Raw genomic sequence first — 12121 nt, forward strand, 5'->3', positions numbered from 1 at the left:
TTCATACATGCGCCGCAGAGCGGGCCATTGTTAGTCTAACGGTCGGCCGGGTCGGTATTTCAGCTGCAGTAACGCCTGTTTCAGGCGTTCGCCGCTGGCAGGTTTCCCGAGCAGATTATAAATGCCGACCGCATTGGCTTGCTCGCGGACGGTGTTGATGCTCAAACCCGTCAACATCAGGGCGTTGGGTTTCGGCTGAATCGATTCATCGTCTGTCAGGCGCTGCATCAACTCCATACCATTCATCACCGGCATGTCCTGATCAATGATTACGGCATCGTAGGGCTGACCAATACTGGCCTGATTACGCATCATGGCCAGCGCTTCCTTGCCACTGTGGGTACTGTCGGCCCTTACTCCCCAGCGACGGGTCTGCTTTTCGATCACCTTGCGCAGTGAGGCGTTGTCATCCACCACCAGCACGCTGTAACCAATCAGGCTGTCGTCCTGGGTTGGTTGGCTGCTGCTTTCTTCCTCTGCCTGCAGCGGGATATACAGGGTCATTGATGCATCCTGATGACTCAGGCGTTCCAGCTCAATGCTGGCTTTCATATTCCGCATCAGGTGTTGGGCAACCATGATGGCCCAATAACGATTTTGTTCACTGCTGCTGGTGTTTAACTGGTCGACCAGAATACGAATGTCATCGCGGTTGCTGAAGGTGCCTTGCAACTGGATCTGGATCGAAATACTGGTGAGCTTGCCTTTGGCATCCAGCAACGGCGTCAGATGGGTGCGCAGCTCACCCTGTTCGTTGTAGGAAATCAAACGGCTGTAGAGGCTGTGAAGCAGGGTCTGCAGGCGGTTGCGATCGCCAATCACCCGACCTGGCAGTTCGTCAGAGAAATCAGCCACCAGTTCCACCTGCTTGCGGTTAGCCTCTTGCTGGAAGTGCGCCAGAGTCTGGTTTATCAGGTTGGCCAGATCAAACGAACGGGTGTCCAGTTGCAGGTGATCGTCCTGGATTTTGGCGAGTACGGAAATCTCGTTGGCAACGTGCAATATTTCCCGGCCAGCCTGGGAAATGGTATCGGTAAAGTCACGCTGGCTGTCGCTCATCGGCGTATCTGACAGCAGCTCGTTCATGCCCAAAACGCCATTGATCGGCGTCCGTAACTCGTGGCCGATTTGTGACAGCATAGCCGGAGAAACCGACACTCCACGTTCCTTCATTTCCAGTGGTGCATAGGTGCCCTGACCCAGCTTGAAGGTGGCAAACACCAGGCTGGCTGCCAGTACCACTGGAACGCCCAGCGACAGGTATGGTAGCCAGAAGGTAAAGGTGAGCATGCTCAGCATCAGCATTAGCATCATCATCAGCGCAGCCAGAGACACCAGGCTGCCGCTAAACAGGATTCGGCGCGGCTCTTCCCGCAGGCTGGAGCCCAATACCAGCACCAGCGCGGTGACCAGCTCGGTAATCAGTACCAGCGCCAGCTGGTTGGCCTGGGTTTGATACTGCGGCAAGACGACCATCAACAGGGTTGCCAGCAGTGCAAACAGGGCATTGTAAAAGAAGATAGCGCGGATGCGGTTGGCGCTGACGCCGGTCCAGTCGAGCAGTCGCAGCGCCAGCTGGCGTGATGCCAGTGTGAGTCCCAGTGCCAGCAAGGCCAGGTATTTGCCAGCATCCGCAGACAGTCCCAGCACTTCATTGGTAATACCGTAGGATATCGCCAGAAAGATGGCTGAAAAGCCGCAGTGTCCGGCGGCATATATCGCTAACCTTGAGCGGCGGAACCAGCTGAGCCGTAAAAAATAGGCGGAGGTTGCCAATAACCAGCCAATCGCCAGGCTGAACAGCAGAGTGCCAGTGGTTTCACTGGAGTGGTAATAGCCAATGCTGGCGATTTCCAGGGTCGAGTTGATGTAGCCGTCCTGTTTGATCTCCAGCAGGTAGGTGCGGGTGCTCAGCGGTGGAATATTGACCAGGATGGAATGGTGTTGCTGATAACCGGCGGCGGGTGACAGGGGGGTAACAGAAGCATCAATCAGGTTGCTGTCGGCCGCCGCAGCAAAGCTGGTGATATCCAGCAGACGGGCATTGTTGAGCAAGAGTACAACCGGGCTGGTTTGTTGATACGGGTTATGCAAAGACAGTCGCAGCCAATAGCTGGCGCGGTTGTCCTGTAGCTGAATGATATCGCTATGATTGGGTTCGAACAGTAGCTGGGTGGTGGGGTCGGTCAGCTGTTGGGCAGTGATGGTACCGGTAGCATCTTTCAACAGGGCAACATAGTTACTGATGTTGTGGCAGAACTCACCTTCCGGGATCAGTACCGGGCCGACGGCGTGGGCAGGCAAACTGCCGAATCCCAGCATCAGCAGCAGAAAAAGGGTGGTTATTGAAATCCGCTTTCGTGTTTTATCCATTCAAGCTTGGCTCCAGACTGCTTACCAGGGGCTGTTCCTAACGACTCGGGCTGTATCGGCTGCGGTGGAGAATAATTTAGCTGGCGGCATGCCGCCAGCTACCTGGCCGTCAGGTAAGTTCGCACCTCACGGCAAGGCTTCAGGCAGGATCAGGCTTCGTTTTCCCGTGCAATCGCACGATAGCCGATATCCTTGCGGTAGAACATACCTTCCCAGCTGACTTTGGCAGCCAGTTCATAGGCGGCTTGCTGGGCTTCGCTGACGCTGTTGCCCAAGGCTGTGGCACACAGTACACGACCGCCTGCAGTCAGCACATCACCATTGTCGGCGGTTTTGGTACCAGCATGGAAAACCTTGCAATCAGTACCGTCGTTGGCAGGCAGGGAAATAACGTCACCCTTGCGATAATCTGCCGGGTAACCGTCAGCTGCCAGTACCACGCCCAGTGATGCACGAGCATCCCAGTCAGCCACTTCTGTGTCTAGCTTGCCTTCCAGCGCAGCCAGACAGTGAGCGACCAGGTCCGATTTCATACGTAGCATGATTGGCTGGGTTTCCGGATCACCGAAACGACAGTTGTATTCAATTACCTTGGGTGCACCGGTGGCGTCGATCATCAAACCAGCGTACAGGAAGCCGGTGTAATCATTACCTTCGGCAGCCATACCGTTAACGGTCGGATAGATGACTTCGGCCATCACGCGGTCATGAATTTCCTGGGTGACCACTGGAGCCGGAGAGTAGGCTCCCATACCGCCGGTGTTCGGACCGGTATCGCCATCGCCAACCCGTTTGTGATCCTGGCTGGTGGCCATGGTCAGCACATTCTTGCCGTCAACCATGACAATAAATGAAGCTTCTTCACCGGCGAGGAATTCTTCAATCACCACGCGGCAACCGGCATCACCAAAGGCGTTGCCAGACAGCATGTCCTTGACGGCTTCTTCAGCCTGCTCAAGGGTTTCGGCAACAATGACGCCTTTACCAGCCGCCAGACCGTCGGCCTTGACCACAATCGGAGCACCTTTTTCACGCAGATAGGCCAATGCTGGCTCAATTTCAGTGAAGTTCTGGTATTCCGCGGTAGGAATCTGGTGGCGAGCAAGGAAATCCTTGGTAAAGGCCTTCGAACCTTCCAGCTGGGCAGCGCCTGCCGATGGACCAAAAATTTTCAGCCCGGCTTGCTGGAACTGATTAACCACACCACCGACCAATGGCGCTTCCGGGCCAACAATGGTCAGGCCGATGCTGTTGTCTTCGGCAAATTTCTGCAGACCGTCGAAATCCATTACATCCAGGGCAACGTTTTCGATACCGGTTTCGCGGGCAGTACCGGCATTACCGGGAGCCACGAAAACCTGCTCGACCAGTGGTGACTGCAAGGCTTTCCAGGCCAGTGCGTGTTCGCGACCGCCAGAGCCGATGATTAAAACTTTCATATGAATTCTCCAGGCCTTGGACATCTGAAGTCGGACGTCCGAGGCAAAGTAGCTTCAGACGTCTGGCTGCAGACGTCTGGCCAGATATTAATGGCGGAAGTGACGCATACCGGTGAATACCATGGCAATGCCAGCGGCATCAGCAGCAGCAATGACTTCTTCATCACGGATCGAACCACCCGGCTGGATAATCGCCTTGATGCCAGCGGCAGCAGCGTTATCAATACCATCGCGGAACGGGAAGAAGGCGTCAGATGCCATTACGGCACCTTCAACCGCCAGGCCCGCGTGTTCGGCCTTGATGGCAGCAATACGAGCTGAGTTCACGCGGCTCATCTGGCCTGCGCCAACACCCACGGTCTGACGGTTTTTAGCGTAGACAATGGCGTTGGATTTAACGAACTTGGCGACTTTCCAGGCGAATACCAGGTCGTTCAGCTCGGCTTCGGTCGGGGCACGTTTGGTCACGACCTTGAGGTCGTCAACGCTGATCATGCCATTGTCACGATCCTGTACCAGCAGGCCGCCGTTAACACGCTTGTAGTCGAAACCGGCGGCGCGGTCAGCTGACCACTGGCCGCATTCCAGCAGGCGAACGTTTTGCTTGGCAGCTACCACCGCAGCGGCTTCGGCGCTGACTTTGGGTGCAATGATCACTTCAACGAACTGGCGATCAACGATGGCCTTGGCGGTCTCGGCATCCAGTTCACGGTTGAAGGCAATGATGCCGCCAAAAGCGGATTCCGTGTCGGTCGCGAAGGCCAGATCATAGGCTTTGCGAATGCCTCCATCGTCTTCCGGAACGACAGCCACACCACATGGGTTGGCGTGCTTGACGATCACACAGGCTGGCTTGGTGAAGGATTTCACGCATTCCAGTGCGGCGTCTGTGTCGGCGACGTTGTTGTAGGAGAGTTCCTTGCCCTGCAGCTGTTTGGCAGTAGCGATAGAAGCTTCCTGCGGATTGGCTTCAACATAGAAAGCCGCTTTCTGGTGCGGGTTCTCACCGTAGCGCATGTCTTGCGCCTTGATGAACTGGCTGTTGAAGGTCTGCGGGAAGTCCTTGCGGCCTTCGGTGCTCAGCTCTTCTGCCTGCTGGTCAACCGTCCCCAGGTAGTTGGCAATCATGCCGTCGTAGGCTGCGGTGTGCTCAAAAGCTTTTAGCATCAGACCAAAACGGGTCTTGTAGCTCAGGCCGTTGTCGGCTTGCAGTTCTGCAATCAGGGAACCGTAGTCGGAAGCGTTAACCACAATCGCGACGTGAGCGTGGTTTTTGGCGGCAGAGCGGACCATGGTTGGGCCGCCGATGTCGATGTTTTCAATCGCCAGTGGCAGGTCACAGTCAGGACGGGCAACGGTTTCAGCGAACGGGTAGAGGTTAACCACCACCATGTCGATTGGCTTGATACCGTGCTCAGCCATGACTTCGTCGTCCTGACCGCGACGGCCGAGAATGCCACCGTGAACTTTTGGATGCAGGGTCTTGACCCGGCCGTCCATCATTTCCGGGAATTCTGTGTACTCAGACACTTCGACCGCCGGGATCTGGTTGTCACACAACAGCTTGTAAGTGCCGCCGGTGGAGAGAATCTCAACGCCCAGCTGAGTCAGCTGCTGGGCAAATTCAACAATACCGGTTTTGTCGGAAACACTGATCAGGGCGCGGCGTACCGGGGCCTTGATGGATTGATCCGGGGCGGAGGAGGGGCTGATACTCATAATAATCCTGTGTCAGAAAAACAAAGGCGGCCTGAAAGCCGCCGTGAAATTTGAGATATGAGGGTATCGGGTTACAGCATACCGTACTGCTTCAGCTTCTTGCGCAGGGTGCCACGGTTGAGGCCCAGTACGATGGAAGCTTTGGTCTGGTTGTCGCGAGTGTATTTCATCACGGTTTCCAGCAAGGGAACTTCTACCTCAGACAATACCATGTCGTAGATTCCGGCTACTTCCTGGCCATCCAGTTGGTCGAAATAGTTTTGCAACGCTTTTTCAACGCTGTCACGCAAGGTCTGGTTGGACTCTGCTGGTGTTACCAAGTGAATCTGCTGTTCTGCTGGTTCGGTCACTGTATCAACCTTCTTCAAATATGCTTCGGTATTCATGCTGCGATCGTGTTTGCGTTTCCGTTTTTCATAAAAAACTGGCGAACTGCTTCTCCCTGTTCACCGGTGGACTCTAGTTGGTTAAAGCTGCGACGAAAGTCCTTGCCGCCAGGCTGACCCGAGAGGTACCAGCCCACGTGCTTGCGGGCAATTCTTACGCCCAGATAGTCGCCGTAAAAGTCGTAAAGAGCAGTCAGGTGAGACAACAAGGTCTCTCTGACGTCATTAAGCGGTATCGCTGCCGGTTCCTGACCGGTGGCCAGGAACTCGTTGATCTGGCGGAAAATCCAGGGATTTCCCTGCGCAGCACGGCCAATCAGTACGCCGTCGGCGCCGGTATATTGCATGACTTCTACCGCCTTGCGCGGAGAATCGATATCACCATTGGCGAACACCGGAATTCCGGCAGCCTGTTTGACTGTGCGGATGGTGTCGTACTCAACCGTGTTGCCATAACCACAGGTGCGAGTGCGGCCGTGGACTGCCAGCGACTGAATACCCAGTTGCTCGGCCATGGCGGCGATGACTGGCGCATTGCGGTGGTCGATGTCCCAGCCGGTACGCATTTTCAGCGTGACTGGCACATCAACGCTTTCAACGACGGCAGCGATGATGTCTCTCACCAGCGGTTCGTCTTTCATCAAGGCTGAGCCTGCGGCCTTGTTGCACACTTTCTTGGCCGGGCAGCCCATGTTGATATCAACAATGTGAGCACCATTGGCGACCGCAAAACGGGCGCAGTCGGCCATGCTTTGAGGATCACCACCGGCAATCTGTACGGCAACGGGTTCGGGTTCACCACTGTGATCCAGCCGCTGGCGCGATTTGCGGGTGTCACGCAGATCCGGGTTGGAGGCAATCATTTCACCTACAACCAGCCCGGCACCCAGTTGGCGGCACAGGCGTCGGAACGGCAGATCAGTAACTCCTGCCATGGGTGCGAGAACTACTGGACTGGTTAAAGTGTAGTGACCAATCGTTGGCATGAGTGCTGGAATTTGGTGATCAAAAAGTGTGCGAAAAAGTGGCGGTATAATACTCGGATGACCTGGTTGAATAAAGGCCAATCATTCGCTTATGTGGCATTTTTTTTACAGCTTTTGGGTTGCTGAAATGACTTTTTTCCGCTACTGGTTTTTTACCAGATTAATCGCATAGCTGACCGCATTCTGGCCGGGATCTATGATTTCCAGTGCAATGTGGATCGGCGTCTTGCTGGGCATGTTGCGCTGCCCTGCCGCTTCGCCGGAAAGGTACTCGGCTGGCTGGAATACGCGGCTGGCAACCCGGTTTTCATTGACGTCCTGAAACGACAGTTCGAGACCGGGGAAGGGTTGTTGGTAGTCGGCGTTATTGAGCAACAGCACATCAACAATCAAGGCATTGGCCAGTTGTGGATGAGAGCGGACGACCAGATTGCGGGTCGACATCTGCTGGATGTTTTGCACGCTTGGCAACTGACAGCTGACCATTGAGCAGATGCTTTGATAGACCGGCCGCCACTGGGGCTCACGCGCCCAGCTGTTGAAATTGAAATACAGTATTTGCGAGGCGGTTAGCACCAACAACAGCACACTGCCAAAGGCCCAGAGTTTGCGGCTGGCGTTTTGCTGTTTCTGTTTGAATGTCAGTGGGGCTGCCTGAATGTCGCCAGCCAATTCTTTTTGGCGGCTGAATGGGGATGCATCTTCAGGTTGCTCGTCAGCCAACTCAAAGCTGATGCCAGTTTTCTTGCTGCTGGTTGCTGTTGCGGTGCTGGTGGTTGGCTTGTCTGTATCAGCCGTTGTCGCTACGGAGAGCGCTGTAATTGAGGCGGTGGCAGTCGACGGTTTGGATACAGGTGCAAACACGTCTGGTTCGTCATCCAGATACAGACCCAGTTCGGATCGAATGTCATCCGGGGTACCGTCATCAAGCAAGGCTCGAGCCCAGGCTTCGTCGTCTTCCTGGTCGGCAACAACGCCTTCTTCTTCTTCGAAATCTTCATACGAAAGCGCGTCGTCATCAATCTCGGATATATTCAGCAGACTTTCGTCAATTTCGATACTGGAGCCAGGCGTCGGACGAGCAAGGCGGTCCGGAGCGCGCAGGTTATAGTCGTCATAAGGATTGTCTTCGATGGTTTCATCATCCAGATCCATATCATCGTGGATCAGGAAGTCATCGTCTTCATCCTGGTTTGCGGCAGCTGGTACAGCGGCTGTCACTGGTGCCGCTTTTACGGTTGTCGGAGCTGGTTTTACAACTGCCGGAGCGGGTTTTGTAGCTGTAGGGCGAGCAACGGGTTCTGGTTGGCTCGTCGTTTCCGGCTCATCGGCAGCATCGCCAAACAGGCTGTCGAACAGTTCGTTGGCGTCTACTTCGCGCTGCTGTGACAGGTCAAATTGGGTGTTGTCTTCGGCGATGGGAGCTTCTGCAGGGGGAGCTTCTACAGGCTGGCTGGAGACTTTCCTCGGGGCAGCCGTATTCGCTGCAAGCGGAGCCGCCGCAGGTGCTGCGGCTGGCAATAAATGCTCCTTGCAGTTGAACACTTGCAGACATGAGCCACAACGAACCTTGCCACCTGCTGCGCTGAGGTGTTCGTCGCGTACTCTGAAGCTGGTCTGACAATGTGGGCATCGTGTCACATGGTATGCCATGCGAATTCCTCTGAGCTCCCGATGGTTAAATCGACTGACAACAGTATGCTTTACTTGCGAATGCCAGAGATAATAACCCAATCTTCGATTTGCTTCGGCAAATCCATCACAAACCATTCACTATAGCGTGCAATTACTTCCTCTGCCTGGTGGTGTAACAGGCCAGATAATGCCAATTTGCCACCGGAACGAGTCAATCGAGCCATTTCCGGAGCCAGTTCCTGTAATGGTCCGGCGAGAATGTTGGCCACTGTGATATCGGCTTCAACCGCTGGTGTGTCTTTGGGCATGAATACATCGTAGCGGCTGCTGTCGATCTGGTTGCGGCCAGCATTGTCTTTGGTTGCAGCCAAAGCTTGCGGGTCGATATCAACACCAATCATACGATCAGCACCAAGCAGCAGGGCGGCGATTCCGAGAATGCCACTGCCACAGCCGTAGTCGACAATCAGCTCATTACCTTCGACCTGTTGATCCAGGTATTGCAGGCACAGTGCCGTGGTTGGGTGAGTACCGGTACCAAAAGCAAGACCTGGATCGAGCATCAGATTAACTGCGGTGGGTTCTGGCGGCTCACACCAGCTTGGGCAAATCCACAGGCGTGGGCCAAACTGCATCGGCTTGTAGGTGTCCATCCAGGCGCGGACCCAGTCCTTGTCTTCTACCTGTTCCCACTTGCAATCAAGCTGGCCGGTACCACCCTCTGCGGCGAACATGAGAGGAAATTGTTCATCCAGCTCACGGGTATCCACGCCAGCATCGAACAGGCCGATAATCATGGTGTGGTCCCAGATTGGGGTGGTGCCCAGCTCAGGTTCCAGAATTGGCTGGTCGGCATCATCTTGCAGAGTGACAGAGACAGAGCCCAGTGCCAGCAGCGCGTTTTCAGCGGCTTCAACCTGCTCCATGGTGGCCTTGATACGTAATTGAACCCATTCTGTCATTGTCAGAGCCTCCCAAAACCCGCACTGAACTGTGTTATTGCCAAGTCTTTCAAAGGGCGCGAGTGTGCCTAAATTCCGCACAGGCGTCCAGTCGTCGAGGCCTATAAGGAAGGCTGCAAGGCCGGTTATGCTGGTATTTTGAGGATGAAGTTAGAACTGCATCGGAGGCTCTTACCAGTGCCGGTAACTGCGACAAAGCACCACAGTCTGTGTTAACCCTGTTACGGCGTTTTTTCATAGCAAGGATGCGACAATAGCGGGCGCTGATAAACGCCAAAACAAGAATATTGGATATGATCATGAATGGAAAAAATATGAGCACGATTGGAAAGTCACTGGCAGCTGCCAGCATGCTGTGTTTGTCGATGATGGCTGCGGTTAGCCATGCCGAGTCTGCTTTGACTGTCAAGGATGCCTACGTGCGTGCGCCGATTCCGGGTAAGCAAATAACGGCGGCTTTTATGTCTATCAGCAACAGCGGTCAGGGTTCCGACAAGCTGGTTTCAGCCAGTGCGCCATGGGCGCAGAAAATTGAGTTGCATACTCATATGCATGAGAACGGCACCATGAAGATGCGTCAGGTTGACAGCATTGGAGTGAACGCCGGGACTACAACGACCTTGCAACCCGGTGGCTTGCATCTGATGATTTTTGGTCTGGCACAACCGCTACCAGCGACGGTTGGCGGTCAACTACCGCTGGAGTTGTGCTTTGCCGCGGCAGGTTGCCAACAAGTGTCAGCAACTCTGGTTGATATGCGCATGTAATGCCGTCTCGGTAAACTGGCTATAGAGGTAACCTGGCTATAGATCCTGGACAGGTGGAAACACGGGGCGTTAATAATTATCCAGATCACCTGACATTACGTCATTTTCCAGCTGGTCACCGGCAATGCGGTGGCCTTCGCTGGCCCACTCACCGAGATCGATCAATTTGCAGCGCTCACTGCAGAAGGGGCGAAAACGGTTTTCCGGTTTCCACTCTACTTCGTTCTTACAGGTCGGGCATTGTACCCGGGTGACCGAGTCGTTGGCGGCGCTTGTTTGCCGGGTATTTTGCGGTTTGGAAGTCATAGGCTTGCGGTGCGTAACTGGATAAGCGGCCAATGATAACGGATTCAGTTCAGTCCTGCGCGCTGGCTAGCTGCAGGTACGTCTGGTGTAGCTGTCTTAACTGCTGATAGAGGTCTGCCAGAGAGCGACTGTTATTAACCACATCATCAGCTTTGCCCAGGCGGTCTGTGCGATTCAGCTGCGATTGCATAATACGGCGAATCTGCTCTTCGCTGTTACCGTCGCGCTGGCTGGCGCGTAATAATTGCACCTCTTCCGGAACATCAACGACCAGGCTGCGATTGACCAGCTGATATTGGCCGCTTTCGAATAACAGTGGTGAGGCGAGAATGACATAAGGTGAGCGGGCGCTATTCAGGCGCTCGATAGTCAGCTGGCGAATCGCGGGGTGGGTGATGGCTTCCAGCAGGCGCCGTTCTTCAGGATTGGCAAACACGCGCTGGCGCAGCCAGGCGCGATCCAGTTCGCCATTGGCCAGCAACACCTCATCACCAAACTGCTGCTGAATTTGCTTTAAGGCAGGCTGCCCAGCCTGCACGACTTCGCGGGCAATTACATCGGAATCAACGACTTCGATGCCTTGCTGTTGCAAATAATCAGAGGCGGCGGTTTTACCAGAACCAATGCCACCAGTGAGCCCCAGAATCCAGACCATAAATATCAGAAGTTTCCGAGGTACAGGCCGATGATATCCTGTCCCCACAGGGCTGCGATCCAGCCAGCAGCAGCTAAATAAGGGCCAAATGGAATCGGCAGGTTTTTATCGCGGCCCAGAATCATAATGCCTGCGATACCAACGACGGCACCAACAGCGGAAGACAGCAGAATAATCAGCAGCAGCTGCTGGAATCCCAACCAGGCTCCTAGGGCGGCCAATAGTTTGAAGTCACCAAAGCCCATGCCTTCCTTGCCGGTTACCAGTTTGAAAATCCAGAACACACTCCAGAGGCTCAGATAGCCAAGCACTGCCCCCCAAACAGCAGAGTTCAGATCGGTAAACATGCCAAATGCATTACAAATCAGCCCCAGCCAAAGCAGCCCAAGCGTCATGGTGTCTGGCAAAATCTGATGGTCGATATCAATTACGGACATGGCAATCAATAGCCAGGTGAACATCAACATTGCCAGCAACGGCAGCCCCCACGGGAATTGCCAGATCAGCACGCTGCTCAGAACGGCAGTGACGATTTCAACAATAGGGTAACGCCAGCCAATTCGGGTTCCACAACCAGAACATTTACCTTTTAACAGCAAGAAGCTGACGACAGGAATATTCTGCCAGGCTCGCACCGGAGCCTGACATTTGGGGCAGTGGGAATCCGGCTTGATCAGATTAAAAGGCTTCGACAGATCATCCAGTGCCGGATGAGCCGGCAGTTGATCCAGTTCCAGGCAATCACGTTTCCACTGCCGAAACATCATCACCGGCAAACGTAAAATAACTACATTGAGGAAGCTGCCAACCAGCAGCGACAAAACAGCAACAGAAATCAGTTGGGATGCCCAACTGGAGCCGAGCCAGTTGAGCAATTGCAAAATAGAATTCAT

The 12121-nt window shown here is 54.5% G+C and carries 11 protein-coding genes; 1 reads left to right on the forward strand and 10 read right to left on the reverse strand.

Annotation, left to right across the window (positions count from 1 at the left end; all coding sequences use genetic code 11):
* Positions 1–30: 30 nt before the first annotated feature.
* The 7 genes from K6123_RS17750 to prmA form a co-directional block, all read right to left on the reverse strand.
* Positions 31–2373: a hybrid sensor histidine kinase/response regulator gene (locus K6123_RS17750; RefSeq protein WP_221800211.1), complete on the reverse strand. Its 2343-nt coding sequence runs from the start codon at positions 2371–2373 to the stop codon at positions 31–33.
* A 149-nt stretch (positions 2374–2522) separates the two neighbouring features.
* Positions 2523–3812 (reverse strand): phosphoribosylamine--glycine ligase, encoded by a 1290-nt coding sequence (gene purD / locus K6123_RS17755; RefSeq protein WP_221800213.1) that lies wholly within the window; start codon positions 3810–3812, stop codon positions 2523–2525.
* 87 nt (positions 3813–3899) lie between these two features.
* A complete protein-coding gene (purH, locus tag K6123_RS17760) occupies positions 3900–5531 on the reverse strand; it encodes a bifunctional phosphoribosylaminoimidazolecarboxamide formyltransferase/IMP cyclohydrolase (protein ID WP_221800215.1) in 1632 nt (543 codons plus the stop codon).
* Positions 5532–5602: 71 nt separating this feature from the next.
* A complete protein-coding gene (gene fis, locus K6123_RS17765) occupies positions 5603–5917 on the reverse strand; it encodes a DNA-binding transcriptional regulator Fis (RefSeq protein ID WP_221800216.1) in 315 nt (104 codons plus the stop codon).
* Positions 5914–6852 carry a tRNA dihydrouridine synthase DusB gene (gene dusB / locus K6123_RS17770; protein WP_425517715.1) on the reverse strand — a complete coding sequence of 313 codons (939 nt, stop codon included), beginning with the start codon at positions 6850–6852 and terminating at the stop codon, positions 5914–5916. Before dusB ends, fis begins: the two co-directional genes overlap by 4 nt.
* Before the next feature lie 192 nt (positions 6853–7044).
* A complete protein-coding gene (locus K6123_RS17775; RefSeq protein ID WP_221800318.1) occupies positions 7045–8556 on the reverse strand; it encodes a DUF3426 domain-containing protein in 1512 nt (503 codons plus the stop codon).
* 50 nt (positions 8557–8606) lie between these two features.
* Entirely contained in the window at positions 8607–9500 is an 894-nt protein-coding gene (gene prmA, locus K6123_RS17780; RefSeq protein WP_221800219.1) for a 50S ribosomal protein L11 methyltransferase, read from the reverse strand.
* Between the two features lie 314 nt (positions 9501–9814).
* Between prmA and K6123_RS17785 the strand changes: the two genes are divergently transcribed.
* Positions 9815–10267 carry a copper chaperone PCu(A)C gene (locus tag K6123_RS17785; RefSeq protein WP_221800221.1) on the forward strand — a complete coding sequence of 151 codons (453 nt, stop codon included), beginning with the start codon at positions 9815–9817 and terminating at the stop codon, positions 10265–10267.
* A 69-nt stretch (positions 10268–10336) separates the two neighbouring features.
* Here K6123_RS17785 and yacG read toward each other — a convergent pair whose 3' ends face one another.
* The 3 genes from yacG to K6123_RS17800 are packed head-to-tail and all read right to left on the reverse strand — an operon-like array spanning position 10337 to position 12121.
* A complete protein-coding gene (gene yacG, locus K6123_RS17790; protein WP_221800223.1) occupies positions 10337–10573 on the reverse strand; it encodes a DNA gyrase inhibitor YacG in 237 nt (78 codons plus the stop codon).
* A gap of 49 nt (positions 10574–10622) precedes the next feature.
* The gene (gene coaE / locus K6123_RS17795; protein WP_221800224.1) at positions 10623–11228 is read right to left on the reverse strand and encodes a dephospho-CoA kinase; all 606 of its coding nucleotides are present in this window, start codon (positions 11226–11228) and stop codon (positions 10623–10625) included.
* Between the two features lie 5 nt (positions 11229–11233).
* A complete protein-coding gene (locus K6123_RS17800; RefSeq protein WP_281423953.1) occupies positions 11234–12121 on the reverse strand; it encodes a prepilin peptidase in 888 nt (295 codons plus the stop codon).

This window comes from Oceanobacter mangrovi, from assembly GCF_019740315.1.
In the GTDB taxonomy this organism is placed as follows: domain Bacteria; phylum Pseudomonadota; class Gammaproteobacteria; order Pseudomonadales; family Oceanobacteraceae; genus Oceanobacter; species Oceanobacter mangrovi.

What these genes read in the sequence shown, in the direction of transcription:
- K6123_RS17750 (WP_221800211.1), bottom strand. Translation starts at nt 2,373, where the DNA reads ATGGATAAAACACGAAAGCGGATTTCAATAACCACCCTTTTTCTGCTG.
- prmA (WP_221800219.1), bottom strand. Translation starts at nt 9,500, where the DNA reads ATGACAGAATGGGTTCAATTACGTATCAAGGCCACCATGGAGCAGGTT.
- purH (WP_221800215.1), bottom strand. Translation starts at nt 5,531, where the DNA reads ATGAGTATCAGCCCCTCCTCCGCCCCGGATCAATCCATCAAGGCCCCG.
- coaE (WP_221800224.1), bottom strand. Translation starts at nt 11,228, where the DNA reads ATGGTCTGGATTCTGGGGCTCACTGGTGGCATTGGTTCTGGTAAAACC.
- K6123_RS17775 (WP_221800318.1), bottom strand. Translation starts at nt 8,556, where the DNA reads ATGGCATACCATGTGACACGATGCCCACATTGTCAGACCAGCTTCAGA.
- yacG (WP_221800223.1), bottom strand. Translation starts at nt 10,573, where the DNA reads ATGACTTCCAAACCGCAAAATACCCGGCAAACAAGCGCCGCCAACGAC.
- fis (WP_221800216.1), bottom strand. Translation starts at nt 5,917, where the DNA reads ATGAATACCGAAGCATATTTGAAGAAGGTTGATACAGTGACCGAACCA.
- purD (WP_221800213.1), bottom strand. Translation starts at nt 3,812, where the DNA reads ATGAAAGTTTTAATCATCGGCTCTGGCGGTCGCGAACACGCACTGGCC.
- K6123_RS17785 (WP_221800221.1), top strand. Translation starts at nt 9,815, where the DNA reads ATGAGCACGATTGGAAAGTCACTGGCAGCTGCCAGCATGCTGTGTTTG.
- K6123_RS17800 (WP_281423953.1), bottom strand. Translation starts at nt 12,121, where the DNA reads ATGAATTCTATTTTGCAATTGCTCAACTGGCTCGGCTCCAGTTGGGCA.
- dusB (WP_425517715.1), bottom strand. Translation starts at nt 6,852, where the DNA reads ATGGCAGGAGTTACTGATCTGCCGTTCCGACGCCTGTGCCGCCAACTG.